The 25,903-nt window shown below is 71.6% G+C and carries 27 protein-coding genes; 12 read left to right on the top strand and 15 right to left on the bottom strand.

The features are described from left to right. Nucleotides 1–54: 54 nt before the first annotated feature. Nucleotides 55–1,434, top strand: coding sequence for an FAD-dependent monooxygenase (locus ACZ4MF_RS28130; protein WP_467494734.1), 1,380 nt, complete (start codon nt 55–57; stop codon nt 1,432–1,434). A 30-nt stretch (nt 1,435–1,464) separates the two neighbouring features. Here the strand turns inward: ACZ4MF_RS28130 and leuE are convergent, their stop codons facing one another. Both leuE and ACZ4MF_RS28120 read right to left on the bottom strand, forming a co-directional pair. Then, nucleotides 1,465–2,115 carry a leucine efflux protein LeuE gene (gene leuE / locus ACZ4MF_RS28125; protein ID WP_467494670.1) on the bottom strand — a complete coding sequence of 217 codons (651 nt, stop codon included), beginning with the start codon at nt 2,113–2,115 and terminating at the stop codon, nt 1,465–1,467. A 48-nt stretch (nt 2,116–2,163) separates the two neighbouring features. Continuing rightward, nucleotides 2,164–3,759, bottom strand: a complete 1,596-nt coding sequence (locus tag ACZ4MF_RS28120) for an acyl-CoA mutase large subunit family protein (RefSeq protein ID WP_467494669.1) — start codon at nt 3,757–3,759, stop codon at nt 2,164–2,166. An 84-nt stretch (nt 3,760–3,843) separates the two neighbouring features. Here ACZ4MF_RS28120 and ACZ4MF_RS28115 point away from each other — a divergent pair, with 84 nt between their 5' ends. Further along, complete coding sequence (locus tag ACZ4MF_RS28115; RefSeq protein WP_467494668.1) at nt 3,844–4,683, top strand: L,D-transpeptidase family protein; 840 nt, start codon at nt 3,844–3,846, stop codon at nt 4,681–4,683. Between the two features lie 225 nt (nt 4,684–4,908). On the opposite strand, the gene ACZ4MF_RS28110 is transcribed toward ACZ4MF_RS28115, so the two are convergent. The 7 genes from ACZ4MF_RS28110 to ACZ4MF_RS28080 form a co-directional block, all read right to left on the bottom strand. After that, nucleotides 4,909–5,991 carry a hypothetical protein gene (locus ACZ4MF_RS28110; protein ID WP_467494667.1) on the bottom strand — a complete coding sequence of 361 codons (1,083 nt, stop codon included), beginning with the start codon at nt 5,989–5,991 and terminating at the stop codon, nt 4,909–4,911. Next, nucleotides 5,991–6,653, bottom strand: coding sequence for an RNA polymerase sigma factor (locus ACZ4MF_RS28105; RefSeq protein ID WP_467494666.1), 663 nt, complete (start codon nt 6,651–6,653; stop codon nt 5,991–5,993). The genes ACZ4MF_RS28110 and ACZ4MF_RS28105 overlap by 1 nt, the downstream gene beginning before the upstream one ends. A gap of 296 nt (nt 6,654–6,949) precedes the next feature. Continuing rightward, nucleotides 6,950–7,711 (bottom strand): hypothetical protein, encoded by a 762-nt coding sequence (locus ACZ4MF_RS28100; RefSeq protein ID WP_467494665.1) that lies wholly within the window; start codon nt 7,709–7,711, stop codon nt 6,950–6,952. A 180-nt stretch (nt 7,712–7,891) separates the two neighbouring features. After that, entirely contained in the window at nt 7,892–8,500 is a 609-nt protein-coding gene (locus ACZ4MF_RS28095; RefSeq protein WP_467494664.1) for an RNA polymerase sigma factor, read from the bottom strand. A 139-nt stretch (nt 8,501–8,639) separates the two neighbouring features. Next, nucleotides 8,640–9,026, bottom strand: coding sequence for a hypothetical protein (locus tag ACZ4MF_RS28090; protein ID WP_467494663.1), 387 nt, complete (start codon nt 9,024–9,026; stop codon nt 8,640–8,642). Between the two features lie 157 nt (nt 9,027–9,183). Then, on the bottom strand, nt 9,184–9,741 hold the full coding sequence (locus tag ACZ4MF_RS28085; RefSeq protein WP_467494662.1) for a hypothetical protein: 558 nt from the start codon (nt 9,739–9,741) through the stop codon (nt 9,184–9,186). Between the two features lie 107 nt (nt 9,742–9,848). Further along, complete coding sequence (locus ACZ4MF_RS28080) at nt 9,849–11,477, bottom strand: beta-N-acetylhexosaminidase (protein ID WP_467494661.1); 1,629 nt, start codon at nt 11,475–11,477, stop codon at nt 9,849–9,851. Nucleotides 11,478–11,631: 154 nt separating this feature from the next. Between ACZ4MF_RS28080 and ACZ4MF_RS28075 the strand changes: the two genes are divergently transcribed. From ACZ4MF_RS28075 to ACZ4MF_RS28045, 7 genes are all read left to right on the top strand, one after another. Then, nucleotides 11,632–12,225: a 2-oxo-4-hydroxy-4-carboxy-5-ureidoimidazoline decarboxylase gene (locus ACZ4MF_RS28075; protein WP_467494660.1), complete on the top strand. Its 594-nt coding sequence runs from the start codon at nt 11,632–11,634 to the stop codon at nt 12,223–12,225. Between the two features lie 170 nt (nt 12,226–12,395). Next, the gene (gene sdhC / locus ACZ4MF_RS28070) at nt 12,396–12,776 is read left to right on the top strand and encodes a succinate dehydrogenase, cytochrome b556 subunit (RefSeq protein WP_079173146.1); all 381 of its coding nucleotides are present in this window, start codon (nt 12,396–12,398) and stop codon (nt 12,774–12,776) included. 5 nt (nt 12,777–12,781) lie between these two features. Continuing rightward, a complete protein-coding gene (locus ACZ4MF_RS28065) occupies nt 12,782–13,264 on the top strand; it encodes a succinate dehydrogenase hydrophobic membrane anchor subunit (protein ID WP_467494659.1) in 483 nt (160 codons plus the stop codon). Nucleotides 13,265–13,283: 19 nt separating this feature from the next. Continuing rightward, nucleotides 13,284–15,038 carry a succinate dehydrogenase flavoprotein subunit gene (gene sdhA, locus ACZ4MF_RS28060; RefSeq protein ID WP_467494658.1) on the top strand — a complete coding sequence of 585 codons (1,755 nt, stop codon included), beginning with the start codon at nt 13,284–13,286 and terminating at the stop codon, nt 15,036–15,038. After that, nucleotides 15,038–15,802 carry a succinate dehydrogenase iron-sulfur subunit gene (locus tag ACZ4MF_RS28055; RefSeq protein WP_356030199.1) on the top strand — a complete coding sequence of 255 codons (765 nt, stop codon included), beginning with the start codon at nt 15,038–15,040 and terminating at the stop codon, nt 15,800–15,802. The genes sdhA and ACZ4MF_RS28055 overlap by 1 nt, the downstream gene beginning before the upstream one ends. Nucleotides 15,803–15,905: 103 nt before the next feature. After that, nucleotides 15,906–16,316, top strand: coding sequence for a VOC family protein (locus ACZ4MF_RS28050; protein WP_467494657.1), 411 nt, complete (start codon nt 15,906–15,908; stop codon nt 16,314–16,316). Between the two features lie 36 nt (nt 16,317–16,352). Beyond that, nucleotides 16,353–17,168, top strand: a complete 816-nt coding sequence (locus ACZ4MF_RS28045; protein ID WP_467494656.1) for a TetR family transcriptional regulator — start codon at nt 16,353–16,355, stop codon at nt 17,166–17,168. Here ACZ4MF_RS28045 and ACZ4MF_RS28040 read toward each other — a convergent pair whose 3' ends face one another. The 3 genes from ACZ4MF_RS28040 to ACZ4MF_RS28030 form a co-directional block, all read right to left on the bottom strand. Further along, the gene (locus tag ACZ4MF_RS28040; protein WP_467494655.1) at nt 17,169–18,713 is read right to left on the bottom strand and encodes an ABC transporter substrate-binding protein; all 1,545 of its coding nucleotides are present in this window, start codon (nt 18,711–18,713) and stop codon (nt 17,169–17,171) included. Nucleotides 18,714–18,955: 242 nt separating this feature from the next. Beyond that, nucleotides 18,956–19,384, bottom strand: coding sequence for a hypothetical protein (locus ACZ4MF_RS28035; RefSeq protein WP_467494654.1), 429 nt, complete (start codon nt 19,382–19,384; stop codon nt 18,956–18,958). A 135-nt stretch (nt 19,385–19,519) separates the two neighbouring features. Further along, the gene (locus ACZ4MF_RS28030) at nt 19,520–19,759 is read right to left on the bottom strand and encodes an SCO4848 family membrane protein (protein ID WP_467494653.1); all 240 of its coding nucleotides are present in this window, start codon (nt 19,757–19,759) and stop codon (nt 19,520–19,522) included. A gap of 91 nt (nt 19,760–19,850) precedes the next feature. On the opposite strand from ACZ4MF_RS28030, the gene ACZ4MF_RS28025 reads away from it, so the two are divergent. Beyond that, nucleotides 19,851–21,077, top strand: coding sequence for a D-alanyl-D-alanine carboxypeptidase family protein (locus ACZ4MF_RS28025; RefSeq protein ID WP_467494652.1), 1,227 nt, complete (start codon nt 19,851–19,853; stop codon nt 21,075–21,077). Here the strand turns inward: ACZ4MF_RS28025 and ACZ4MF_RS28020 are convergent. Continuing rightward, a complete protein-coding gene (locus ACZ4MF_RS28020; protein WP_467494651.1) occupies nt 21,025–21,957 on the bottom strand; it encodes a YihY/virulence factor BrkB family protein in 933 nt (310 codons plus the stop codon). The two genes, ACZ4MF_RS28025 and ACZ4MF_RS28020, sit on opposite strands and share 53 nt — an antisense overlap. 116 nt (nt 21,958–22,073) lie before the next feature. Here ACZ4MF_RS28020 and ACZ4MF_RS28015 point away from each other — a divergent pair, with 116 nt between their 5' ends. Then, complete coding sequence (locus tag ACZ4MF_RS28015; protein ID WP_467494650.1) at nt 22,074–23,378, top strand: FAD-binding oxidoreductase; 1,305 nt, start codon at nt 22,074–22,076, stop codon at nt 23,376–23,378. A gap of 15 nt (nt 23,379–23,393) precedes the next feature. Continuing rightward, on the top strand, nt 23,394–24,131 hold the full coding sequence (locus tag ACZ4MF_RS28010; protein WP_467494649.1) for a decaprenylphospho-beta-D-erythro-pentofuranosid-2-ulose 2-reductase: 738 nt from the start codon (nt 23,394–23,396) through the stop codon (nt 24,129–24,131). Here the strand turns inward: ACZ4MF_RS28010 and ACZ4MF_RS28005 are convergent. Further along, nucleotides 24,112–24,699 carry a 2'-5' RNA ligase family protein gene (locus ACZ4MF_RS28005; RefSeq protein ID WP_467494648.1) on the bottom strand — a complete coding sequence of 196 codons (588 nt, stop codon included), beginning with the start codon at nt 24,697–24,699 and terminating at the stop codon, nt 24,112–24,114. The genes ACZ4MF_RS28010 and ACZ4MF_RS28005 overlap by 20 nt on opposite strands. Nucleotides 24,700–24,837: 138 nt before the next feature. Then, on the bottom strand, nt 24,838–25,863 hold the full coding sequence (gene trpS, locus ACZ4MF_RS28000) for a tryptophan--tRNA ligase (RefSeq protein ID WP_376291120.1): 1,026 nt from the start codon (nt 25,861–25,863) through the stop codon (nt 24,838–24,840). Nucleotides 25,864–25,903 lie beyond the last annotated feature (40 nt).

The raw sequence follows: 25,903 nt of genomic DNA, 5'->3' as shown, positions 1-25,903 counted from the left end.
TAAGGGCACGCTCATGGGCGACGGCACTTAACGCTGTTAAGGAGACGAAGGAGTATCGCGATGGACGTTCTGATCGTGGGCGCGGGTCCGACCGGTCTCGCCCTCGGCGCCGACCTGGCCCGGCGCGGCGTGGAGGCGCTCGTGGTGGAGCGGGCCGACGGCCTGTTCCCCGGCTCGCGCGGCAAGGGGATCCAGCCCCGCACCCAGGAGGTCTTCGACGACCTGGGCGTACTGCCCCAGATCCGCGCGGCGGGTGGACCGTACCCGGACCGGATGATCTGGAAGGACGGCGAGCGCGTGGGCGGGGAACCGATGTTCGACACGGTCGAGCCGGACGAGGGCGCGCCGTACACCGAGCCGCTGATGGTCGCGCAGTGGCGCACGCAGGAGGTGCTGTACGCGCGCCTGCTGGAGCTGGGCGGCCGGGTCGCCTTCGGGTGCGAGGTGACCGGCGTCGTGCAGGACACGGACGGGGCGGCCGTGGAGCTCGCCGACGGTACGGCGCTGACCGCGCGGTACGTCGTCGCGGCCGACGGCGGACGCTCGGTGATCAGGCGGGCGCTCGGGATCGGCATGGCCGGCGAGAGCGTGGACCCGGCGCCGTTCATGGTGGCGGACGTCCGGGTACGGGGCCTGGACCGCGCGCACTGGCACACGTTCCCGAAGGACGACGGCACCGTCGTGGGCCTGTGTCCGCTGGCCGGCACGGACGACTTCCAGCTCCAGGCCCGCCTCCCCGAGGGCACGGCCCCCGACCTGTCCCTGGACGGCATCCGCACGCTGGTCGCCGCGTACACGCACCTGGACCGCGCCGACGTGACGGAGCTGCGCTGGGCGTCCGACTTCCGCCCGCGCGCCGCCCTGGCGGACCGCTTCCGGGTGGGCCGGGTCCTGCTCGCGGGCGACGCGGCCCACGTCCACTCCCCGGCGGGCGGCCAGGGCCTGAACACCAGCGTCCAGGACGCCTACAACCTGGGCTGGAAACTGGGCGCGGTGCTACGGGACGGCGCCCCGGACGCCCTCCTCGACACCTATGAGGAGGAGCGCCGGGCGAACGCGGCGGCCATGCTGGACCTGTCGACCGGGGTGCACCGGGGCGAGGTGCGACGCGGGCGCGAGACGGTCCAACTCGGCCTGGGCTACCGGGAGTCGAGCCTCACCGAGGAGACCCGCGCGAACCCGGCCGGGGTGCGGGCCGGCGACCGCGCGCCCGACGGCACGGCGGGCGGTGTACGCCTCTTCGACGCGTTCCGGGGGCCGCACTGGACGCTGCTGGGCGCGCCCGACGGCACGGCCCCCGGGGTGCGCTCGCTCCCGGCGGCCCCGGAGTCGTACGGCCCGGGTGTCTTCCTGGTCCGCCCGGACGGCTACGTGGGCTGGGCGGGCGGGACCACGGACGGGCTCGCGGCCTATCTCTCCAGGGTCGGCCGCTGAGGAGCGCCGGTCCCCTGGGAGCTACGAGGGCTACGAGCTCGCCAGCGACAGCTTCACGGCGAAGCCGAGGAACAGCGCGCCGGCCGCCGACGTGGCCGTGGCCGACAGCCGCTTGCGGCGCCGGAACGCGGCGGCGAGCCGGGTGCCGCCGAATATCAGCGTGCTCAGGTACAGGAAGCTGGCCAGCTGTCCGAAGGCGCCGAGGATGGCGAAGGAGAGGGCCGGGTAGGCGTAGCCCGGGTCGACGAACTGCACGAAGAAGGCGACGAAGAACAGGATCGCCTTGGGGTTGAAGAGGCTCACGACGAGGGCCCGCCTGAAGGGCCGCTCCTCGGCGGCCCGCTCGGGCTCCGCCTGCGCCACGTCCTGCTCCCGCCGCGTCCGCCACAGCTGCCAGGCGGACCGCAGCATCCCTGTCGCCATCCAGGTCAGATACGCGGCGCCCGCGTACTTCACGATCCCGAACAGCACGGCGTCGGCCTTCAGCAGGGAGGCGACACCGGCCGCGGACAGCGTCATCAGCACGGTGTCCCCGCAGAACACGCCCGCGGCGGCGGTGTATCCGGCCCGCACGCCGCGGCGGGCGGCGACGGACAGCACGTACAGCGAGTTGGGACCGGGCAGCAGCACGATCAGGGCGAGGCCTGCCAGGTAGGTGGGGAGATCGATGACGCCGAACATGCGAATGAGTGTCGCACGCAGGTCTGACAACACCCCCTGCCCGGCCGCTCAGAAGACGTCATGGGGTTCGTACCTCCCCCACACCTCCCGCAGCGCGTCGCACACCTCCCCGACCGTCGCCCTGGCCCGCAGCGCATCCCGCATCGGATACAGCACGTTGTCCTCGCCCCCGGCCGCCTTCTTCAGCGCGGCCAGCGCCGGCTCCACCGCCCGCCGGTCGCGCCGCGCCCGCAGCCGCTTCAGCCGCTCCGCCTGCCGGGCCTCGATCGCCGGGTCGACCCGCAGCGGCGCGTACGGCTCCTCCTCGTCCAGCCGGAAGCGGTTGACGCCCACGACCACCCGCTCGCCGGAGTCGGTCTCCTGGGCGATGCGGTACGCGTTCCGCTCGATCTCGGCCTTCTGGAAGCCCTGCTCGATGGCGGCGACCGCCCCGCCGAGATCCGCGACCCGGCGCATCAGGGCGAGGGCCGCCGCCTCGACGTCGTCCGTCATCCGCTCCACCGCGTACGACCCGGCGAACGGATCCACCGTCGCCGTCACGTCCGTCTCGTAGGCCAGCACCTGCTGGGTGCGCAGCGCCAGCCGGGCGCTCTTGTCCGTCGGCAGCGCGATCGCCTCGTCGAAGGAGTTGGTGTGCAGCGACTGCGTGCCGCCGAGCACCGCGCCGAGGGCCTGGACGGCGACCCGGACGAGGTTCACCTCCGGCTGCTGCGCGGTCAGCTGGACCCCGGCGGTCTGGGTGTGGAAGCGCAGCATCAGCGACCTGGGGTTGCGCGCGCCGAACTCGTCCCTCATCACCCGCGCCCAGATCCTGCGCGCCGCACGGAACTTGGCGATCTCCTCCAGCAGCGTCGTACGGGCCACGAAGAAGAACGACAGCCGGGGCGCGAACGCGTCCACGTCCATGCCCGCCGCCACCGCCGTACGGACGTACTCGATGCCGTCGGCGAGCGTGAACGCGATCTCCTGCACGGGTGAGGCGCCCGCCTCGGCCATGTGGTAGCCGGAGATCGAGATCGTGTTCCACCGGGGGATCTCGGCGGCGCAGTACCTGAAGATGTCCGCCGTGAGCCGCAGGGACGGCTTCGGCGGGAAGATGTACGTCCCGCGCGCGATGTACTCCTTCAGCACGTCGTTCTGGATCGTGCCGGTCAGCCGGTCCGCCGGGACGCCCTGCTCCTCCGCCACCAACTGGTACAGGAGCAGCAGCAGGGCCGCCGGGGCGTTGATCGTCATCGACGTCGAGACCTGGTCCAGCGGGATGCCGTCGAACAGCACCCGCATGTCCTCGACCGAGTCGACGGCCACGCCGACCTTGCCCACCTCGCCGTGCGCGAGGGGCGCGTCGGAGTCGTGGCCCATCTGGGTGGGCAGGTCGAAGGCGACGGACAGGCCGGTGGTGCCGTGCGCGATCAGCTGCCGGTAGCGGGCGTTGGACTCGGCGGCCGTGCCGAAGCCGGCGTACTGGCGCATCGTCCAGGGGCGGCCGGTGTACATGCTCGGGTAGACCCCGCGCGTGAACGGATACCCGCCCGGCTCGCCCAACTGCCGCGCCGGGTCCCAGCCGGTGAGGTCGGCCGGCCCGTAGACCGGCTCGATGGGCAGCCCCGACTCCGACTCGCGTGCCTCCGGCTCAGCTGCCATGAACACCTCCGCCCGCCGTACGTTTCGTCCCCTCTCACCATGCCCCGTAGTTCGGCGGCGGTCACGCGGGGAAGCATCCCCGGCATGAGGATCAGGGGCATCAGGGGCCCGTTCGCCGCCGTACGCATCTCCTCCGTCGCTCTCGCCGCCCTCACCGCCCTCGTCGGCTGCACCGTGCAGCCGATGACCGGCGCCGACGGCAAACCCGTCCCGCCGGTGCGCGTCGGACTGCCGCCTGGCGGCGTTCCCCGCACCGCCCGGACGGCCCCGGCCCCGACCGCCGCACCGCCCTCCCCGGCACTGTGGTCGCCGGGCGACAGCGGGCCCGGGGTACGGGAGCTCCAGGCCCGGCTGCGCCAGCTGGACTGGCTGTTCGACGGGCCGACGGGGTCGTACGACGATCTGACCGAGCGCGCCGTCGAGGGGTTCCAGGGCAGGCGCGGGCTGCCCCGGACCGGGCGGACGGACACCGTCACCTGGCAGCGGCTGGTGGCGATGACGCACCCGCCCGGCGAGTGGGAGCTGTACCTGATGGGCGGTCAGCCGGCCGGCCCGCCCGACCCGCGCTGTCTGACCGGGCGCGTGCTGTGCATCGACAAGACGACCCGGACGCTGCGCTGGATGGTCGACGGGCGGACGGTGTCGGCCATGTCGGTGCGCTTCGGCGCGCAGTACTCACCGACCCGCGAGGGCGTCTTCCACGTGTACTGGAAGGCGCGGACCTGGACCTCCACGCTCTACCACTCGCCGATGCCGTACGCGATGTTCTTCAGCGGCGGGCAGGCGGTGCACTACTCCTACGACTTCGCGGCGCGCGGCTACGCGGGCGGCTCGCACGGCTGCGTGAACATCCGCGACGGGGCGGCGATCCAGGAGCTGTTCGCGCAGGTGCGGGTGGGCGACAGGGTCGTCGTCCACTGGTGACGCACCCGTCGGCGACGGAGCGAAGGAGATGACGAAGGAGATAGGGCGCGGGCGGGACCGGGGGAACGTGTCCCGCCCGCGCCAGGTGCACGAGCCGTGGGTACGGGGGGAACCCCGGCTCAGTGCGACGGCCGATGACCAGTCGGCTCACTCTGTACTGCGTCGCAGGCTCCGGAAACGTCACACCCCGCGCCGAAAAAATTTCGTCGGTCACAAACGCGCAGGTCAGGAGCTTGACGGTGCGGAGTCGCCGTGGGGCCCGCCGCCGTTGCCCTGGTCGCCGCCGCTGCCGCCGTTGCCGCCCTGGCCGTGACCGCCGCCGTGACCGGGGCCGTCGCCGCCGTGGTCGCCGCCTCCCGGGTGACCGCCGCCGTCACCCTGCCCCTGGTCGTCACCGCCCTTGCCCTGGCCGCCGCCGTTCCCCTGGCCCTTGCCCAGGGGCTTTCCCTGGCCGTCGCCGTTGCCGCCGGACGCGGAGTCGAAGGCGCCCAGGACCACCTTGCAGAAGCGGTCGATGTGCGAGGACCCGCCCGCCAGGTTCTCCAGCGTGCGCATCCGGCCGGAGTCCGGCGCCTTGCCGTCGCGGATGGCCCGGCAGGCCCCGGCGACGTCCTGCCAACCGCCGCCCGGAACCCCGCTCGGGGCGCCCGCAGGTCCGCCGGGACGCGGTCCGGTGCTCGCGCCCGGGGTGGCACCCGGGCTCGCGCCCGCGCCGCTCGGCACACCCGGACCCGGGCTCACAGGGGCGGACGGCGAGACCGAGGCGAGCGGTGAGGCGGAGCTCTGGTCGGCCGAGACGGAGGTGGCGGGGGCGGGCCGCTCGGTCCCGAACGTGGGCAGCACCCCGCTCCCGACGGCCATGGCGACCCCGCCGAGCATGCCCGCGCTCACTCCCGCGGCGAGCGCCAGGCGCGCCGGGCGGGCCCAACGGGGGCGGCGGGGACGGCCGCCCGGGATTCCGGTACGGGCCGTGGGGGCCGGGCGGGCCGGGGCGCCGATGCGGATCAGACCGGCGTCGGAGGGCGGAGCGGGCGTGCCGAAGCGCTCGCCGGAGGCGTCCTCGGCGAGGGCGGCGGCGGTCCGCTCGGCCTCGGCGGCCTCGCGAGCCTTGCGGAACGCGGCCAGGGCGGCCTGTTCGCCGGGGAGTTCACCGGTGGCGGCAGCGCCCTGCGCGGACAGCGCGCCGAGCGCGCGGGAAAGTCGTTCGGCCTGGTCACGTGCGCGAGCGTCGACGACTTCCAGCGACTCACCGCGCAGCAGACGTTCCGCCGTCTCACGGTTCAGCCACTTGTCGTGCTCGTCGGCCATCACATGTCCTTCTGCGTCCGCGTACGCGTATGCGTCACAGTTGCGGACGACACCGCGCCGCGGCGCGGTTCTCGCTGGGATGGGAGCGCGTCGAGGGCGCCCGCCGATTCCGGATCCTGGCCGAGCAGCTCCGCGAGCCGCTTCAGGCCTCGGTGCGCCGCGGTGCGTACGGCGCCGGCGCGTTTGCCGAGCGTCTCGGCGGCGGTCTTGGCGTCGAGGCCGACCACCACGCGCAGGACGACCGCCTCGGCCTGGTCCTGCGGGAGACGCGCGATGAGGGAGAGGGTGCTGTCGGTGGCCAGCGCCTCGATGGCCTCGCCGGCCGTGTCGGACTCGGCGGCCCGGCCGGTCAGCTCCGTCTCGTCGCCGCCTATGGCGGGGCGCCGGCCGCGCATCCGTATGTGGTCCAGAGCGCGGTTGCGGGCGATCCGGGCGGCCCAGCCGCGGAACCTGTCGGCGTCTCCGCTGAACCGGTCCAGGTCGCGGGCGATCTGCAACCAGGCTTCCGACGCGACGTCTTCGGCGTCCGGATCCCCGACCAGCGTGCGGACGTAACCGAGCAGCCGCGGTTGCACGGCGCGGTACACCGTACGAAATGCGGTCTCGTCCCCGTCCTGTGCCGCACGCACCGCGGCGGTCAGCTCCGCGTCGTCCCCCAGCACGTGACTCCCTTTACGCCTGTTTCCTGGTCCGGCGCGAAAGGCACGTTACGGCGTCAAAGCGGTCCTCGTCCATGTCCGTCGACGAGTCTGTAGACGATGCAACTAACTCGTGACCGGGTGCGGGAGTGCGCAGGGTGAGCATCCGCGGGATCGGGGTGTGACAGAAAACGCGCGCATGGCGCTGTAGGAAGTACGGGCCGCGCGCGGCCCGTCCGCGCGACGGCCGGGGCCTCTCCTGTGGGGGGTGGCGGCCCCGGCCGTTGCCCCGGCGGACCGCTGTTCCTTCTCCCGAGCCGCTACTTCTTCTTGTGGGACGGCTTCGAACTCGCAGCAGAACGGCCGGATTTACCACTTCTGCCCTTGACGGCAGAACTTTGGGACTTATCGGCGGATTTACCGGATTTGCCCCTGTTGCCGGTCTTCTGCTGCTGGGCGCAGTAGGCCGCGACGTGGTCCCTGCCGCCCGCGGCCGTCAGCAGCCGCTGCCAGGCCGTGGCGTCGAGCGCCTTGCCCTCACCCTCGACCTGCTCGTACGCGCGGCAGTGCGCCAGGGTGTCCTTGGCGGTGTCCGGGCGGTCCGGGTGCGTGCCGGGGACGGCGGACGACCCGGCGGACGCGCCGGCACCGGCCCGCCCCGGGACGCTCGTCACCGGGTGCGCGGGGTGCCCGGCGCCGTGGTCGCCGCCCGACGAGGAGCCGACCGCGCCGATCGCCGCCACGGCGACGCCGCCCAGCGTGAGGCTCGCGGCGAACACCGAGAGCGTGGCCTTCACCGACAGCCGCGCACGCCACGGCTGCCGGGGCCGCCAGTCGTCCCGGCGCCGGGTCCGCGCCCGGTGCGGGCCGGCGTCCCGTGCCGCGCGGAACGCGCTCATCGCGTGCTGCTCGCCGTCGGGGTCGACGGGACCGGTGCGCAGGGCGTCCGCGAGGCTCGCCTCCAGCGCGGCGAGGCCGGCGCCGGGGACATCGGCGGTGGACCGGGATCCGGGGGCGGCGTCCGCGCCGGGGTGTACGTGCCGACGGCCGGGCAGTCCGCCGCCGCTGTGCCGTTCACCCATGTCAGTTCCCGTCCCTGTCCGATCTGTCCGCCACAACTGCTGCACGCATGCCATCCGCCTGGCCGGTCGCACGCCGCACGTCGCACGGGGCGCACGCGGCGTCCCGGCCCGGCCTTGTTCCATACGGCCCGTGGCCGCCGGCGTTCATCCGCGCGGTCGCGGGTGCCGGTCCGCCGTGGTTCATGTCGACTCCCCCAGCGTGCCGGCGCCCTCATCCGTCACACCCAGCTGGCGGGCGAGACGTTTCAGGCCCCGGTGCGCGGCCGTGCGCACGGCGCCGGGCCGCTTGCCGAGGACCCGTGCGGCGGCCGGTCCGTCCAGTCCGACGACGACGCGCAGCAGCACCGCCTCCGCCTGATCGGGGGGCAGTGCCCGGACCAGTTCGAGGGCGCGCTCGGTGGACAGGGACTCCAGCGCCTGGTCGTGGGTGCTGTGCGGCCCGGGCAGGTCCAGTACGTCCTGTTCGAGCGCGGTCGCCCGGGGCCGTACCCGCTGTCGGCGCAGATGGTCCAGGGCCCGGTGCCGGGCGATGGTGGCGCTCCAGCCGCGGAACCCGGCGCCGTCGCCCTTGAACCGGCGCAGGTCCCGGGCGATCTCCAGCCAGGCGTCGGAGGCCACGTCCTCCGCGTCGTCGGCGACCAGGCCGCGCAGATAGCCGAGCAGCCCGGGCTGGACGATGCGGTACGCGACCGCGAAGGCGGACTCGTCCCCCGCCTGGGCACGTGCGACGGCCTCGCCCAGCTCGGCGTCGTGCGCCTGCCGGCGCCGGCGTTCCCCTCCGTGACCCAAGAACCGTCCTCGTCCGTACCCAGCGAATGTGCGCGGTGCGATGCGGTGCGCTCCCGCCTCGCGCGTTCTCCCAGCCAGATCAGCGCCGGAGCTCACAGAAACGTCACAGTGCCGGGGCCTCCCGCACGTCGTGCGAACGTCACCGGACGGTGCTCGCGTCGCGGCACAGCAGACGCAGGGAGCCGTGGCCGCCGTAGGCGCGGCGGGCCTCGTCGACGGGGTCCCAGATCCGGCCGTCGGGGGTGCGCACCCAGTGCTCTCCGCCGGTCGCCCACCACTCGGCGCCCGTCTGGCGGACGATCACCTCGCCGGCGTAGGCGCCGAAGCCGCGCAGCGCGCTCTCGACGGCGGCGTACGGCGGGCTCTCGCGGCGGATCTCGTCGATCATGCGGTCCACCCGCCACAGGCTCTGCGCCGAGTAGTCGAGCCGCACCCGGGCTCCCTCGCGCGCCATCGCCACGGTGTCGGCCGCCCACCGCACCGGCTTCGCCGCGGCATGCGGCCGGGTCTCCTGCTGTGCTGTCACGTCCTGGGCTGTCACATAGGGAAGAGCGACCCGGACGGGCGAAGCGTCACCGTGTTCTGGATCGATTCGCCAACCGTTTCAGGACCACCCCAGGTCCACCCCAGGTCCGCCGCAGGCCGATCACAGGACCGCCCGCCCGCGTACCTCCCCGGCGCCTTTACGGAGCACTGCGCGCCCGCCTCGACACCACCGCCCGCAGCACCCGGCGCCCCTCCACCGAGACGTCCAGGGCGCCGCGCAGTCCGTGGGTGCCGTGCTCGGCGAGGAGGTCCAGGACGGTGCGCTGGCGGCGCAGCTCCGCGGCGACCAGCGGCGGCAGGTCCTCCGTGTCTCCCGCGCGCCCGGAGTCGAGGCCCTGGGCGGCCGGGGTGTCGCCGGCGGAGGGGTCCAGCAGCCGGTGGATCCGCAGCGAGGCAACCGAGCAGGCGTCGGCCCAGGGCCGTACCGCCGCGGCGGTGCGCACGGCCGGAGCCCCTTCCAGCATCCGCCGCGCCAGCCGCTCGGCCTCGTTCCCGGCCGGTTCGGCGGCGTCGACGCCGTGCCGGGCCCGCTCCAGGCTCGCGGCCCAGTCGGAGCCGTCGGCGAGGCTCGCCCACAGGGGCCGCAGCAGCTCGTCGTCGGCGCCGAGCAACGGCAGGCACCGATCCAAACAAGCCAACCCACTGGCAGCCAGCCCGCGTTCGTCGGCCTGCGCGATCTGCTCCACCAGGCTCATGAATGTCTCCCTCGACGCCAGGGCGCCGACCGGTACGGACCCCGTCCTTCCCCTTACTGCGTCGGGACTCCACCGGGTGTCACAGGGAGCTCACGCTCACCGCCCGTTCACCCCAGCGTGGCCGAAAGTCGCTGGAAGGCCGCCCAGGACAGGGCCGGCCTGCCCGGGTCCCACAGCTTCTGCACCGTCGCCCGCAGCGGCAGCCGGATCCCGGCCGCGACCTGCGCCTCGGTCTGCGCGTTCGGGAAGTCGCACCACACGGCGAACGACCCGCCGAGGATCTGCCCGTCGTAGCGCGCCGGTACGGCGGTCGTGCCGCGCAGCACCCTGGGGGTCCACTGCTCGTAGATGCGCCGCCCGGTCGGATAGACGAAGGTCTGCGGCTGGCCGAGGACGTAGTAGAGGAACTCGTCGTTGTAGTTGATGACCTTCCGGCCCGCGCTCAGGTACTCCACCGGCTGCCGGGCGCCCAGCTCCTTGCCGGTCCAGTAGGCGACCTGGAGATCCCCCGCGGGCTGCACGGAGGTGTCCTTGAAGAAACCGTCGTTCCAGACCCGGACGGTCCGGTCGTGGGCGCGGACGGTGTCGGCGCGGTCGCCCAGCCAGCCGGTGGTCAGGTCGGCGACGGTGCCGCCGGAGCCGTGGGCCCGGCGCGCGGCGGCCCCGAGCTGCGGGTACGAGACCTGCGGGTTCGTCGCGGTCAGCGCCTGGTACTCGTCGCCGCCCAGGTTCCACCGGTTGCCGGTGAACAGGCCCGCGTACTCGTTCAGCAGATCGTCCACGATTTTCGCGGACGCGGGTTTGGAGATGTCGATCGCGCCTTTCGTCGGCACCCCGTCCGCGTTGCGCAGGCGCAGGTCGGGGTGGGCCGCGAGGACGGCGCCCAGATGCCCCGGCGAGTCGATCTCGGGCACGACGGTGATGTGCCGGCTGTCCGCCAGCGCCACGATCTTCTGGACCTGCGCCTTGGTCAGATGGTCCGGGGAGACGATCTCGGGGTGACTGCCGGACTCGATCCGGAAGGCCTGGCCGTCCGAGAAGTGCAGCCCCAGCTCGTTGAACTTCAGGTCCCCCAGCTCGCGTATCCGGTCCTCGATCCAGGACTCGGAGAACGGCTTGCGCGCGATGTCGAGCATGAATCCGCGCACCTGCTTGGCGGGTTCGTCCCGCACCACCCCCTCCGGCGCCGTACCGCCGCCGTGGACCTCCTGCTTCAGCGTGCGGGTCCCGTAGAACACCCCCGCCGCGCCGGGTCCGCCGATGTCCACCCGCCCGTCGTGGACGCTCATCGTGTACGACTCCTGGTTCCCGCCCCCGCCGCCGAGCGCGAGCCGGACGTCCCCCGCCCGGACGTCGTCCTTGTCCTTCTGTCCCGCGTAGGCGATGCCCAGCTCCCCGGCGATGAGCCGCCCCGTGCCGGCCAGTGCGGCGTCGCCGATCACCACCCGGTCGCTCTTCTGCGGCCTCCAGCCCGGACCGCGCGCCGCCGTGAAGGCGCGCACCGCGGGTATCGTCTCCGGCGCCCGGGACAGCGGGTAGGACCGGCTCGGCGTGGGACTCGCGGCCGCCGCGCCGCCGGACGCCGACTGCGCCGCGCCTCCCGTCCCCCCGCTGCCGGACGAGGCCCACACACCGACCCCGACGCCGAGCGCGACGGTCCCGACGAACGCGGCCGCCACGACGGCCCGCTTACGTATCACCTGCTGCGCCGAGTCACGGCGCCTGTGCTGGGTCACCGGGCCAACGTACGGGCGTTCCCGTGTTCACCCGTCATCTCCGCGTTCCGAAACGCTTCCATACGAGTGAATTTCAGGCATCGCGAAGACGCAGAGTGACCACTCTCGATAGCCTGACGACACACCTTTCACAGCATCCCCTGCCACACCACATGTGACGCGAGGACCCACGCTGCCCGCCCACCGCCTGCCGTCTCTCCCGAGGCCCCTCGACGCCTTCAACGCGGCCCCCACCGACGAGGCCCACGCCCTCCTCCTGCGCTGCCTGCACAGCCTGCGCTGGTCCCGCCGCATCGCGGACCACCGCCCCTACCCCGACCTGGACGCCCTCCTGGCCGCGGCGGACGAAGCGGCGTACGACCTGTCCCCGGGCGATCTGTCGGAGGCCCTGGCGGGCGAGTCGCTGCCCGAGCTCCCCGAGGGCACGTATTCGGCGGCCCACATGGCACTGAGCGCGGCGCACGCGGCGTACGAGGCTCGATTCGGCCATGTGTTCGTCATCTATCTGGGTGACGCTCCAGCCGATGAATCGCTGGACCGCGTCCTCGAAGGCATCCGATCACGATTGGCGAACGATCCCGAGGACGAGCGGGTCGTAGCCGCGGAAGAACTCCGGCGCCTCGCGAAAGGGAGACTGACGACCTCCCTGAGGGGCGCGCGGCCGCATCCATCAGCGGCTCCGCCGCGGGGTGCGATCAGCCCAAACGCACCCGCAGTCGGGCAATCGCAGTTGAGCCCACCCCATTAGCCGCCCCCGCCTAGCCCAACCGCGTGCCAGTTTGATCACACCGGTAGGCCCCCCGTAAGCGCCGCCGCACCGCATGGATACGATGCTGGGGGCCGGTGGACCGTACCCGGCCGGGCCCGACCGACAGAGAAGCCGGCGCGGCCCCAATCCCCGCTCCCGGAGGGACTTCCGTGCCGGCTGGAACGCTGTACCGCGGCCGGGAAGGAATGTGGTCCTGGGTGGCTCACCGAGTCACCGGCGTCCTCATCTTCTTCTTCCTGTTCGTCCACGTGCTGGACACCGCTCTCGTGCGTGTCTCCCCTGAGGACTACGACAAGGTCGTAGCCACGTACAAGACGCCGATCGTCGCGTGCCTCGAATACGGCCTCGTCGCCGCCATCCTCTTCCACGCACTCAACGGCCTGCGCGTCATCGCCGTCGACTTCTGGTCGAAGGGCCCGCGCTACCAGAAGCAGATGTTCTGGACCGTGATGGGTGTCTGGATCGTCCTGATGGTCGGCGCGATCTACCCCGTGCTCGGCCACGCCGCTCGTGTCCTGTTCGGGAGCTGACGCCGATGTCCACGACTGAAACCACCGCGTCCGGTGTCGGCCCCGTCGAGGACGGCTCGTTCTACGACGTCGACAACCCGGCCCCGCTGATCGAGGCCCCGCGCAAGCGCACGAAGAAGACCCCCAAGTCCACCCGGGGCAACTTCGAGCTGGCCGCCTGGCTGTTCATGCGCCTGTCCGGCGTCGTGCTGGTCGTCCTGGTCCTCGGCCACCTGCTGATCCAGCTCGTGCTGGACGGCGGTGTCTCCAAGATCGGCTTCGCCTTCGTGGCCGGCCGCTGGGCCTCCCCGTTCTGGCAGGTCTGGGACCTGCTGATGCTGTGGCTCGCCATGCTGCACGGCGCCAACGGCCTGCGCACGGTCATCAACGACTACGCGGAGCGCGCGAACACCCGGCTGTGGCTCAAGGGCCTGCTCTACACCGCCACGGTGTTCACCATCCTGCTTGGCTCGCTGGTGATCTTCACCTTCGACCCGAACATCCGCTAGGCACGGGGCTGCGAGAATCATGAAGATCCACAAGTACGACACCGTCATCGTCGGCGCCGGCGGCGCGGGCATGCGTGCGGCCATCGAGTCGACGAAGCGCAGCCGCACCGCCGTGCTGACCAAGCTCTACCCCACCCGCTCCCACACGGGCGCCGCGCAGGGCGGCATGGCCGCCGCGCTCGCCAACGTGGAGGAGGACAACTGGGAGTGGCACACCTTCGACACGATCAAGGGCGGTGACTACCTGGTCGACCAGGACGCCGCCGAGATCCTGGCGAAGGAGGCCATCGACGCCGTCCTCGACCTGGAGAAGATGGGCCTGCCGTTCAACCGGACGCCCAAGGGCGAGATCGACCAGCGCCGCTTCGGCGGTCACTCCCGCAACCACGGCGAGGCCCCGGTCCGCCGCGCCTGCTACGCGGCCGACCGCACCGGCCACATGATCCTCCAGACGCTGTACCAGAACTGCGTCAAGGAGGGCGTGGAGTTCTTCAACGAGTTCTACGTCCTGGACCAGCTGATCACCGAGGTCGACGGCATCAAGCACTCCGCCGGTGTGGTGGCGTACGAGCTGGCGACCGGTGAGATCCACATCTTCCAGGCGAAGTCGGTCATCTACGCCTCCGGCGGCACCGGCAAGTTCTTCAAGGTGACCTCCAACGCGCACACCCTGACCGGTGACGGCCAGGCCGCGTGCTACCGCCGGGGTCTGCCGCTGGAGGACATGGAGTTCTTCCAGTTCCACCCGACCGGCATCTGGCGCATGGGCATCCTGCTGACGGAGGGCGCCCGTGGTGAGGGCGGCATCCTGCGCAACAAGGACGGCGAGCGCTTCATGGAGAAGTACGCGCCGGTCATGAAGGACCTCGCGTCCCGTGACGTCGTCTCCCGCTCCATCTACACGGAGATCCGCGAGGGCCGCGGCTGCGGTCCCGAGGGCGACCACGTCTACCTGGACCTGACCCACCTGCCGCCGGAGCAGCTCGACGCCAAGCTCCCGGACATCACCGAGTTCGCGCGGACCTACCTCGGCATCGAGCCGTACACGGACCCGATCCCGATCCAGCCGACCGCGCACTACGCGATGGGCGGCATCCCGACGAACGTCCAGGGTGAGGTCCTGTCGGACAACACCACCGTCGTCCCGGGCCTGTACGCGGCCGGCGAGGTCGCCTGTGTCTCCGTGCACGGCGCCAACCGCCTCGGCACCAACTCGCTGCTGGACATCAACGTGTTCGGCCGCCGTTCGGGCATCGCCGCCGCCGAGTACGCCCAGAAGGCCGACTTCGTCGAGCTGCCGGAGAACCCGGAGGCGTTCGTCGTCGCGCAGATCGAGCGGCTGCGCGAGTCCACCGGCAACGAGCGGGTGGCCACGCTCCGCAAGGAGCTGCAGGAGACCATGGACGCCAACGTCATGGTGTTCCGCACCGAGCAGACGATCAAGACGGCCGTCGAGAAGATCGCCGAGCTGCGCGAGCGCTACAAGAACGTCTCGATCCAGGACAAGGGCAAGCGGTTCAACACGGACCTGCTGGAGGCCATCGAGCTGGGCAACCTGCTCGACCTCGCCGAGGTCATGGCGACCTCCGCCCTGGCCCGCAAGGAGTCCCGCGGCGGTCACTACCGCGAGGACTACCCGAACCGCGACGACGTCAACTTCATGCGCCACACCATGGCGTACCGCGAGGTGGGCGACGACGGCACCGAGTCCATCCGTCTCGACTACAAGCCGGTCGTCCAGACCCGCTACCAGCCGATGGAGCGTAAGTACTGATGGCTACCCCCGTTCTGGACAAGGTGGAGGCGGAGGCCGCGGCCTCCTCGCACCTGATCACGGTCACCTTCCGGATCCGCCGGTTCAACCCGGAGGTCTCGGCGGAGGCGACCTGGGAAGACTTCCAGCTGGAGATCGACCCGAAGGAGCGTGTCCTCGACGGCCTCCACAAGATCAAGTGGGACGTCGACGGCACCCTCACCTTCCGCCGCTCGTGCGCGCACGGCATCTGCGGCTCGGACGCGATGCGGATCAACGGCAAGAACCGCCTCGCCTGCAAGACGCTGATCAAGGACATCAACCCCGAGAAGCCGATCACGGTCGAGCCCATCAAGGGCCTGACGGTCCTGAAGGACCTGGTCGTCGACATGGAGCCGTTCTTCCAGGCGTACCGGGACGTCATGCCGTTCCTGGTCACCAAGGACACGAACGAGCCGACGCGCGAGCGTCTGCAGTCGGCCGAGGACCGCGAGCGCTTCGACGACACCACCAAGTGCATCCTGTGCGCCGCGTGCACGTCGTCCTGCCCGGTGTTCTGGAACGACGGCCAGTACTTCGGTCCGGCCGCGATCGTGAACGCCCACCGCTTCATCTTCGACAGCCGTGACGAGGCGGGCGAGCAGCGCCTGGAGATCCTGAACGACCGTGACGGCGTGTGGCGTTGCCGCACGACCTTCAACTGCACGGACGCCTGCCCGCGCGGTATCGAGGTCACGAAGGCGATCCAGGAGGTCAAGCGCGCCCTGATCACGCGCCGCTACTGAGCCTCACGGCCCATCGCACCGAGGGCCCCGCTTCCGACTCCGGAAGCGGGGCCCTCGGGCGTTTTGGTCGGGTTTCCCGGGCGGCCGGTTCTAATCTGACGTCATGTCAGACGATGAGTCGTACGAACTGCTCGGCTTCGACAACGTCCTGCTGCCCGTCGGCGACCTCGGCGAGGCCGTCGCGTTCTACGAGCGGGCCGGATTCGGCGTGGGGTTCCGCTTCGACGAGGCCGGGATCGCGCAGCTGCGGGTCGGCGCGGAGACGCCGGGGATCCTGCTGCGGGTCGAGGAGGCACTGATGCGCCGGACGCCGCCGTGGCCGTCCCCGCGGATCTGGCTGGAGGTACCGGACGCGCGGACGGCGGCACGGCGGCTGGCCGAGGCCGGGATCACGCCGCTCGACGAGGCGTTCCGGACGGTCACCGGCTGGACCGTCGAGATCGCCGACCCCTGGGGCAACATCCTCGGCTTCACGGACTACACCAAACGCCGGGAACTGGGACGCAGGGGCTGACGGAGGGCCCGCCCGCACTGACTAGGCTCTTCTACCGTGCCCGCGATGAACGACGGCCCGGAGCCGGCCGACTCCCCCAGCAGCAAGTCCGAGCAGACCCGTGCGCTGATCCTGGAGACCGCGATGCGGTTGTTCCAGGAGCGCGGGTACGACAAGACCACGATGCGGGCCATCGCGCAGGAGGCCGGGGTCTCCGTCGGCAACGCCTACTACTACTTCGCGGGCAAGGAGCACCTGATCCAGGGCTTCTACGACCGGATCGCCGCCGAGCAGCAGGCCGCTGTGCGGGAGGTCCTGGACCGGGAGACGGGCCTTGAGGAGCGGCTCGCGGGCGTGCTCACCGTGTGGCTCGACATCGCGCGGCCGTACCACGACTTCGCCGTGCAGTTCTTCAAGAACGCCGCCGATCCCGACAGCCCGCTCAGCCCCTTCTCGCCGGAGAGCGCGCCCGCCCGTGCCCAGGCGATCGCCATCCACCGGGAGGTGCTGGCCGGGTCCAGGTCCAAGGTGTCGCCCGAACTGCGGGACGTGCTCCCGGAGTTGATGTGGCTCGCCCAGATGGGGCTCGTCCTGTACTGGATCTTCGACCGGACCGAGGGGCGCGGGCGCAGCTACCGGCTGGCCCGGCGCGGCGCCCGGCTGACCGCCCGCGGCGTGGCGCTCGCCCGCTTCCGAGTGCTGCGCCCCCTGGTCCTGGAGGTCCACGAGCTGTTCACGGACTTCCTGCCCGGCATGACCCGCGCCCTGCCGGACCCCCGGACGAAGGAGCCCAAGGACTCCAAGGGGCCCAAGGACTCCAAGGGGCCCAAGGACGCCGAGGAGCCCAAGGGGCGTGCGCGGCAGGGCGGTTGATCAGATCCAGTTCAGGCGCCACAGCCGGAAGACGCCCGTGCCGTCGTCCAGGTACTGGCCGCCGCCGACGTCCTCGGTGCTGACCACGTAGTCCTTGCGCTGCCACAGCGGGAGCAGCGGGACGTCCTGGGCGACGTCCGCCTGGATGGCCTTGAAGTCGTTCACGGTCTCGCTGCGGTCGGCGAACTGCTGGCTGTCCTGGATGAGATGGTCGACCACCTTGTTGCTGTAGCCGGTGCTCATCGTGGAGCCGGAGCCGACGAGGGCGGCGCCGAAGGTGTCCGGGTCGGGGTAGTCGGCCACCCAGCCGACCGCCCACGCGTCCATCTTCCCGGCGGCCCAGCGCTTCTGGAAGTCGGTCCACTCGTAGCCCTTGACGGCCACCTGGAACAGGCCGCTCGCCTCCAGCTGCTGCTTGAGCTGTGCGGCCTCCTCGGCGCCGGCGCCGTGCCCGATGCCGTAGCCGAAGGTGAAGCGCACCGGCAGGCTCACGCCGGCCTGGGTGAGCAGCGCGCGGGCCTTGGCGACGGACTGCGCCGGGTAGTCGTCGAAGAAGGACGTGGCATGGCCGGTGATACCGGTCGGGATCAGCGAGTACAGCGGGTCCACGGTGCCCCGGTAGACCGTCGCGGCCAACTGCTCGCGGTTGACCAGCCAGGCCATCGCGCGGCGCACCCGCACATCGTGCAGCGGGGAGTTCGCGCGCGTGTTGAGGTACAGGTTGCGGGTCTCGGCGCTGTCGGTCTCGGTGACGCGCTTGTTGGGGTCGCTCGGGTTCAGCTGGGCGAGCACGCCCGGCGACAGGGTCCGGGTGGCGACGTCGACCTGCCCGCCCTTCCAGGCGCTGTCGAGCTTCGCCGAGTCGGTGTAGTAGCGCAGCTCGACCGGCCGTCCGGTGCCGCCGATGTCGCCCCTGTAGCGCTTGTTCGGCGCGAGTTCGGCCTTCTCGTCCTTCGTGTACGACGTCAGCGTGTACGGGCCGGTGCCGTCGACCGAGGCGCCGGTGCGCAGGGCCTTCGCCGGGTACGTGTCCTTGTCGACGATCGACCCGGCGCCGGTGGCGACCTTCAGCGGCCAGGTGGCGTCCGGGGAGGTCAGGTGGAAGGTGACGGTGGTGGCGCCATCGGCGCTCACCGAGCCGAGCGTGGAGAACAGCGACGCCGGGCCGACATCGGAGTTGATCTTCCTGACCCGGTCGAAGGAGTACTTCACGTCCTCGGCCGTCATCGCGCGCCCGCTCGGGAAGGTGATCCCGGAGCGCAGGGTGCACCGGTACGTCTTCAGGTCCGAGCCCTGGAAGGCGCAGCTCTTCGCCGCGTCGGGGACCGGGGTGACCCCGCCCGGCTCGAAGGTCAGCAGCGACTGGAAGACGTTGCTGAACAAGGCCCAGGAACCGGCGTCATAGGCGCCGGCCGGGTCCAGGTCCGTGACGGCGTCCGTCGTACCGACCGTGATCGTCTTGTCCTTGTTCTCCTGCGACGGCAGCAGCTGCCAGCCGCCGATTCCCACGACCGCGAGCACGAGCAGCGTCACGAGAATGCGCATGCGAACAGATCGCATGGATGGTGCCCTCCCCAGAACCCCTACAGGCCCTACCCCTGGCCAGCACGATTTGGCCACTCCCCCAAGTGACGCGGCTCACCTAATCACAGGAGTTTGATCCGGGGGAAGGGCTTTCTGACCAGATGAGCAAGAACTTACCCAGGAGTTGTTTCTTCCGGGTTTCACAGGTCCTACACAGGGATGGGAGCGATTCCAGTCAGGGAGGGCACCATCGCGACGCTGTTCTACAGGACGGTGACCGTCTCCGTGTCGCCGTACCTGAAGCCGTCGTTGTCGAAGTAGAAGACGGTGACCTCGACCTTGTCCCCCTTGTCGAAGTGCGAGCCCGCGGCCGGGCGCATGGTCACCAGGGCGACATGCTGGTCGTAGTCGCAGACCAGCCGGTCCTTCTTGACGGTGCCCGCGGCGATGGACTGGTCGTGCGGGCTGTGGTTGAGCGTCGTGGCGTTGGCCACGAGTTCGTGGTCCATGCCGACGTCGCAGGAGTAGGTGACCTTCACCTGCAGCCCGGGGGTGTGCAGGGACACCTTGTCGATGGACAGCAGGTTGGCCTTGGCCGCCGCCGACGGTGCGGCCGCCAGGGCGCCGGCACCGATCAGAAGAACGGTGGCGGCGGTTCCGGCGACGCGCCGGCGCAGACTCGATGACGTCATCCTGGTCTTTTCCTTCCCCCTTGCGCGGTCGTCCCTGGTCGGGGCGTGGAGGGCTGTCTCCAGCCAAGCGGACAACCGCGACAGTCGGTCAATTCGACCTGGATGTTACGTGATCATAGGACCGGACGAACCGGGTTATGACGTGCGGCGCAGTGCGCGCAGACCACGCAACCCGATGCCCCCGATGACCGTCCCCAATACGAAGGAGACGACGGCCAGCAGCAGGTGTACCCAGAAGTACGCGGTCGGATGACCATGGTCGAAGGCCAGCCCGCTGCCGTCCTTGACGAGGTTCTTGACGAAAGTGATCCAGATGACCCAGCTCCACACCCCGAAGGCGAGCAGGAACCAGGAGAGGCGGCGGCTGAGCGTCATGGGTCCAGTATCGCCGGGCCGTGTCCGGTTCCCCGCCGGGGGTGGGGGCGGATACGGGACGTCGCCGTCCGTGCCAGGTACGTTTCCGACCGTGTCCGCATCGAAGAAACGCGTCCAGCGATCACTGCTCGTCACCTCCGCCACACTGCTGTGCCTCTCCGCCACCGTTCCCGCCGCGCTCGCCGCCCCCGCCGCTCCCGCCCCCTCGACGAGTCCGACGGCCACGCCCCCGGCCCGGATGTCGGTCGTCGGCGGCACCCGGCTCGGGCAGCCCGGTACGCAGGTGAACCTCGCCCCCGGCGTGCCGGTGCTGCCGAAGGACATCACCGCCCGCTCCTGGATCGTCACCGACGCCGAGTCGGGCGACGTGCTGGCCGCGCACAACGCGCACTGGCGGCTGCCGCCGGCGAGCACGCTGAAGATGCTGTTCGCGGACACCGTGCTGCCCCGCTTCCCCAAGGGCACCACGCACAAGGTGCTGCCCTCGGACCTCGCGGGCATGGGCGACGGCTCCAGCGTGGTCGGGATAAAGGAGGGCAACAGCTACAGCGTCCACGACCTGTGGCTCGGGGTCTTCCTGCGCTCGGGCAACGACGCCGTGCACGTGCTGGCCGCGATGAACGGCGGGGTCGAGCAGACGGTCAGGGACATGCAGAACCACGCCGACGAGCTTCAGGCCCTCGACACGCACGTGGTGACCCCGGACGGCTACGACGAGGCGGGGCAGGTCTCGTCGGCGTACGACCTGACGCTGTTCGCCCGCTCCGGGCTCCAGAAGAAGGACTTCCGGGACTACTGCTCGACCGTGCAGGCGAAATTCGGCGCGGGCGAGATCCGGAACACCAACCGGCTGCTCAGCGGTGACGCCGACGTCCCCGTCTACCAGGGCATCGCGGGCGTGAAGAACGGCAACACCACGCATGCCGGCGCCACCTTCACCGGAGTCGCCGAGCGGAACGGCCGGGTGCTGCTCGTCACGGTGATGAACCCCGAGAAGCACGAGCACAACGAGGTCTACAAGGAGACGGCGAAGCTGTTCGACTGGGGTTTCCAGGCGGCCGGGAAGGTCAAGCCGGTGGGCGAGCTGGTGCCGCCGAAGAACGCCGTGCCGAGCCCGGGGCCGAGCGCGTCCGGCGCCGGTGCGGGGCACGGGTCCGGCGCGAAGCCCGTCGCGGGTGCCGCGGCCGGCTCCGGCTCCGGGATGGGCACCGCCGCGGCGATCGCGGGCGGGCTGCTGGTGCTGCTCGCGGGCGGGGCGTACCTGGTCAACCGCCGCTGGCCGCTGCCGGACCTGCTGCGCCGCCGCAACCGCCCGTGACCTCGGGAGTGTCTCCGGCCGGCTCGGGCTGCCCGTTCTGCGTCGCCGTCCAGGCGGCGCAGAACAGGACGAGTTTCGCGGTGAAGTTGATCCACAGCAGCAACGCCACGGGGACGCCGAACGCGCCGTACATGCTCTTCGCCGCGACCCCCTGGATATAGCCGCTGAGCAGGAACTTCAGCAGCTCGAAGCCGACCGCGCCGAGCAGGGCGGCCACCAGCAGGCGGCGGCGCGGCGGCTCGACGCCGGGCAGCAGGGTCAGGACGTAGAGCAGGATGAGGAAGTCGGCGAGGATGGCGACGGCGACGGCGGCCGCGCGCAGCAGCGCGCTGCCCCAGCCGTACTCGCCGAGGCCCAGATGGCGCGAGACCAGGCCGACGGTGGCCGAGGCGAGCGTGGACGCGGCGAAGGTGAGCAGCAGGGCGCCGCCGAGGCCGACGAGGATGCCGGCGTCCTTGGCCTTGGCGAGGAACGGGTTCTCCGCCTTGTCCGGCAGCTCCCACACCGTGCGCAGGCAGCCGCGCATCTGGCCGACCCAGTTGATGCCCGTGAGCAGCAGCACGGCGCCCGCGATGAGACCGACGGTGCCGGCGTTGTGCACGAGCGTGGTGATGTTCAGCTGGTCCGAGACGACGCCCGGGAACTGCTCGGCGATCTTCTGCTCGACGTTCTTCTGCCGGGCCGGGCTGAGCGTGGCGGCGGTGATCGCGGCGGCCACGGTCAGCAGCGGGAACAGCGCGACGAAGCTGATGAACGTCATGGCGGCGGCCAGCCGCGACCACTTCACCCGGTCCAGCCGCTCGTAGCAGTGCCACGCGTGCGTGGTCATCAGGCGGGTGACGATCGGCCCGATGCCGGGGAGTCTCTTCAGCCAGTCCATGATCCGTTCCTGCCCCCGCCCACGCGCTCGTATGACATCCCACTAATCACCCGTTGTGTGCAGTGCGCGAATGTTCCGTAACTAACCTCCCATACAAGGACGATACGGTCCCCGACATGTCAGGAGACACGGTTCCCGTCATCCGTCCGCGGACTCACGAGGAGGCCGCGGTCGCCGTCCGCGCGTGCGGGGCGCGGGGCGCCGTCGCCCGGGGCGGACCGGACCGGGCCCTCGGGGACGCGGCACGGAACGCGGGCGGTGCCGTCCTCGACATGACCGGGCTGGACCGCGTCCACGTCGTCGACGCCGCCGAGGGCATCGTGCTGTGCGACGCGGGCATCGGCCTGCGCCGGCTGGCCGAACTCCTGCTCCCGCTCGGCTGGTTGGTGCCCGCGTTCCCCGCCGCCCGGCACGTCACCGTCGGCGGCGCGATCGGCGCCGACCTGCACGGCGGCGACCATGACAGCGCCGGCTCCTTCAGCCGCCATGTGGTGGCCCTGGAACTGCTCACGGCCGACGGCGAGGTCCGCGCGGTCCGCCCGGACAGCGAACTGTTCGAGGCGACGGCCGGCGGGCTCGGCCTGACCGGGGTGATCCTGACGGCCACGATCCGACTGCTGCCGGTGGAGACGGCGTACCTGACCGTCGGCACCGAGCGCGCCACCGGCCTCGACGACCTGCTGGCCCGCCTGGCGGCCACCGGCACCGGCCGGTCGCACCGCTACGCGGCCGCACACATCGACCTGACGGCCCGGGGGGCGGCCACCGGACGGGCGGTCCTCACCCGCGCCGGCCACACCCCGCGCGACGCCCTGCACATCGCGGCTGCGCGCGCACGGCGGCGGCCGCTCGCCCCGCGTGCCCTCCAACTCCTGCCGCCCGTCGGCCCGTTGGCCTCCCTCGTGCCCGCCGGGATCCGGTATCTCACGGCGCCCCGCGCGCACCCCGGCCGGCTCCGGCACCTGTCCGCCTTCGGCCATCCGCTGGACACCGTCTCGCTCGGCGGCCGCTGCTACGGCCGTCTCGGCCGTGTGCGCTACCAGTTCGCCGTCGGCCACGGCCAGGAGGATGCCCTGCACCGCATCGTGCGGCGGGTCGCCGACCGCCGCTGTCCGTCGGCCCGCGCCGTCCTCCAGCGCCTCGGGGCGGGCGGTCCCGGCTGGCTGTCCTGTGCCGTGCCCGGCTGGTGGCTGGCCCTGGACCTGCCGGTCGCGCTGCCCGGCCTCGCCGCCTTCCTCGACGGACTCGACGAGGAGGTGGCCGCGGCCGGCGGCCGGGTCGGGCTCGCGCGGGACTCCCGGCTCCGCCCCGACCTGCTCACCGCCATGTATCCGCGCGCCGCCGACTTCCGCGCCCTGCGCGCCCGGCTGGACCCGCGCGGCGTCTTCACCTCCGACCTCTCCCGCCGCCTCGCCCTCTGACTCCTAGGAGCTGACGTGAAGGACGCTTTCGGTCTCCCCCAGTCCCTGCTCGTCCTCGGCGGCACGTCGGAGATCGCGCTGGCCACCGCGCGCCGGCTGATCGCCCGCCGCACCCGCACGGTGTGGCTGGCCGGGCGCCCCTCGCCCGCCCTGGAGGAGGCCGCCGAGAGCCTGCGCGGGCTCGGCGCCGACGTCCGTACGGCCGACTTCGACGCCCTCGACCCCGGATCCCACGAGACCGCGCTCGGCAAGGTCTTCGCCGAGGGCGACATCGACCTGGTGCTGCTGGCCTTCGGCATCCTCGGCGACCAGGCCGAGGACGAGCGCGCACCGGCACGGGCCGTGCGGGTCGCCCAGACCAACTACACCGGGGCGGTCTCGGCCGGCCTGGTCGCCGCGGGCGCCCTCCAGGCGCAGGGCCACGGCTCGCTGGTCGTGCTGTCCTCCGTCGCCGGTGAGCGGGCCCGCCGCGCGGACTTCATCTACGGCTCCAGCAAGGCCGGCCTCGACGCCTTCGCCCAGGGCCTCGGCGACGCCCTGCACGGCACCGGCGTGCACGTCATGGTCGTACGCCCCGGGTCCGTCCACCGGCCGGAGACGCCGTTCGCCACCACCCCGGCGGCCATCGCCACGGCGATCGAGCTGGGCCTGCGCCGCCGCGCGGAGACGGTGTGGGTACCGGGCGTGCTCAGGGTGGTGATGGCCGCGCTGCGGCACACACCGAGGGCGCTGTTCAGGAGACTCCCGGTCTAGCGCACCGTTCCACCTCGGCGCCGCTCGCCTGGGGCGGGACCACGGAGCCCCCGAACGTGTACTCCCGCAGCTTGCGCCAGACGCCGTCGAGGCCCTGTTCGTAGAGGGCGAAGCCGGTGCACGGCCAGTCGGCCTCGAAGCCGGACAGCTCCGTGAAGGCGCGGTCCATGGCGGCCTCGCAGATGCCGTGCGCGACGGTGACGTGCGGGTGGTACGGGAACTGGAGCTCGCGCGGCACCGGCCCGGAGGCGTCCCGCACCCGCTGCTGGAGCCGGGCGCACTCCTCGGCGCCCTGGACGACCCGGACGTAGACGACGGGCGAGAGCGGGCGGAAGGTGTCCGTGCCCGACAGCCTCATCGGGAAGGGGCGGCCGGCCGCGGCGACCTCGGTGAGGTGCGCCTCGACGGCCGGCAGGTCCGCCGCGTCGACCTCGGTCGGCGGCAGCAGCGTGACATGCGTCGGGATGCTGTGAGCCGCGGCGTCGCCGAAGCCCGCGCGCCGCTCCTGGAGCAGGCTGCCGTGAGGCTCCGGGACCGCGATCGACACGCCGATCGTTACGGTCCTCACGTCGTCTCCTGTCGTCCGCGCCCTGTGTTCTTACCGCGTTCTTCCCCGCCCGTGGCTATCGACTGTACGGCCACGGGTGTCCTGTGGGCAGGCGCGAGGGAAGTGATGTGCAGCGCTCTGTCCGGTGCGGCAGCCGGCTCAGTGCTTCGCCGGCAGGAATCCCACGCGGTCGTACGCCTGCGCGAGCGTCTCCGCGGCGACGGCGCGCGCCTTCTCCGCGCCCTTGGCCAGGATCGAGTCGAGCGTCTCGGAGTCGTCCAGGTACTGCTGGGTGCGCTCCTTGAACGGCGTCACGAACTCGACCATCACCTCGGCGAGGTCGGTCTTCAGGGCGCCGTACATCTTGCCCTCGTACTCCCGCTCCAGCTCGGCGATCGTGCGGCCGGTGAGCGTGGAGTAGATGGTGAGCAGGTTCGACACGCCCGGCTTGTGCTCCACGTCGTAGCGGATCACGGTGTCGGTGTCGGTGACGGCGCTCTTGACCTTCTTGGCGGTCGTCTTCGGCTCGTCGAGGAGGTTGATGAGGCCCTTCGGCGTGGACGCCGACTTGCTCATCTTGATCGTCGGTTCCTGGAGATCGTAGATCTTCGCCGTCTCCTTGAGGATGTACGGCGACGGGATCACGAAGGTCTCGCCGAAGCGGCCGTTGAAACGCTCGGCCAGGTCCCGGGTCAGCTCGATGTGCTGGCGCTGGTCCTCGCCGACCGGCACCTCGTTGGCCTGGTACAGCAGGATGTCGGCGACCTGGAGGACCGGGTAGGTGAACAGGCCGACGCTCGCCCGGTCCGCGCCCTGCTTGGCGGACTTGTCCTTGAACTGGGTCATGCGGCTGGCCTCGCCGAAGCCGGTGAGGCAGTTCATGACCCAGGCGAGCTGGGCGTGCTCGGGGACATGGCTCTGCACGAAGAGGGTGCAGCGGTCCGGGTCCAGGCCTGCGGCGAGCAGCTGGGCGGCGGCGAGCCGGGTGTTGGCACGCAGCTCTGCCGGGTCCTGCGGGACCGTGATCGCGTGCAGGTCGACGACCATGTAGAAGGCGTCGTGCGACTCCTGGAGCGCCACCCACTGGCGGACGGCGCCGAGGTAGTTGCCGAGGTGGAACGAGCCGGCGGTGGGCTGGATACCGGAGAGCACGCGGGGTCGGTCAGCAGAGGCCATGTTCATCATTCTCTCAGGTGTGGACAGTGGCGACGGCACCGATCCGACC

The organism is Streptomyces sp. NPDC025793 (assembly GCF_055558375.1).
Note: the sequence above shows the minus strand (reverse complement) of the source record. Positions and strands in the feature narration are given on the sequence as shown.

What these genes read in the sequence shown, in the direction of transcription:
- leuE (WP_467494670.1), bottom strand. Translation starts at nt 2,115, where the DNA reads ATGTTCGGCGTCATCGATCTCCCCACCTACCTGGCAGGCCTCGCCCTG.
- ACZ4MF_RS28120 (WP_467494669.1), bottom strand. Translation starts at nt 3,759, where the DNA reads ATGGCAGCTGAGCCGGAGGCACGCGAGTCGGAGTCGGGGCTGCCCATC.
- ACZ4MF_RS28115 (WP_467494668.1), top strand. Translation starts at nt 3,844, where the DNA reads ATGAGGATCAGGGGCATCAGGGGCCCGTTCGCCGCCGTACGCATCTCC.
- ACZ4MF_RS28110 (WP_467494667.1), bottom strand. Translation starts at nt 5,991, where the DNA reads ATGGCCGACGAGCACGACAAGTGGCTGAACCGTGAGACGGCGGAACGT.
- ACZ4MF_RS28100 (WP_467494665.1), bottom strand. Translation starts at nt 7,711, where the DNA reads ATGGGTGAACGGCACAGCGGCGGCGGACTGCCCGGCCGTCGGCACGTA.
- ACZ4MF_RS28085 (WP_467494662.1), bottom strand. Translation starts at nt 9,741, where the DNA reads ATGAGCCTGGTGGAGCAGATCGCGCAGGCCGACGAACGCGGGCTGGCT.
- ACZ4MF_RS28065 (WP_467494659.1), top strand. Translation starts at nt 12,782, where the DNA reads ATGTCCACGACTGAAACCACCGCGTCCGGTGTCGGCCCCGTCGAGGAC.
- sdhA (WP_467494658.1), top strand. Translation starts at nt 13,284, where the DNA reads ATGAAGATCCACAAGTACGACACCGTCATCGTCGGCGCCGGCGGCGCG.
- ACZ4MF_RS28055 (WP_356030199.1), top strand. Translation starts at nt 15,038, where the DNA reads ATGGCTACCCCCGTTCTGGACAAGGTGGAGGCGGAGGCCGCGGCCTCC.
- ACZ4MF_RS28050 (WP_467494657.1), top strand. Translation starts at nt 15,906, where the DNA reads ATGTCAGACGATGAGTCGTACGAACTGCTCGGCTTCGACAACGTCCTG.
- ACZ4MF_RS28040 (WP_467494655.1), bottom strand. Translation starts at nt 18,713, where the DNA reads ATGCGCATTCTCGTGACGCTGCTCGTGCTCGCGGTCGTGGGAATCGGC.
- ACZ4MF_RS28035 (WP_467494654.1), bottom strand. Translation starts at nt 19,384, where the DNA reads ATGACGTCATCGAGTCTGCGCCGGCGCGTCGCCGGAACCGCCGCCACC.
- ACZ4MF_RS28030 (WP_467494653.1), bottom strand. Translation starts at nt 19,759, where the DNA reads ATGACGCTCAGCCGCCGCCTCTCCTGGTTCCTGCTCGCCTTCGGGGTG.
- ACZ4MF_RS28020 (WP_467494651.1), bottom strand. Translation starts at nt 21,957, where the DNA reads ATGGACTGGCTGAAGAGACTCCCCGGCATCGGGCCGATCGTCACCCGC.
- ACZ4MF_RS28015 (WP_467494650.1), top strand. Translation starts at nt 22,074, where the DNA reads ATGTCAGGAGACACGGTTCCCGTCATCCGTCCGCGGACTCACGAGGAG.
- trpS (WP_376291120.1), bottom strand. Translation starts at nt 25,863, where the DNA reads ATGATGAACATGGCCTCTGCTGACCGACCCCGCGTGCTCTCCGGTATC.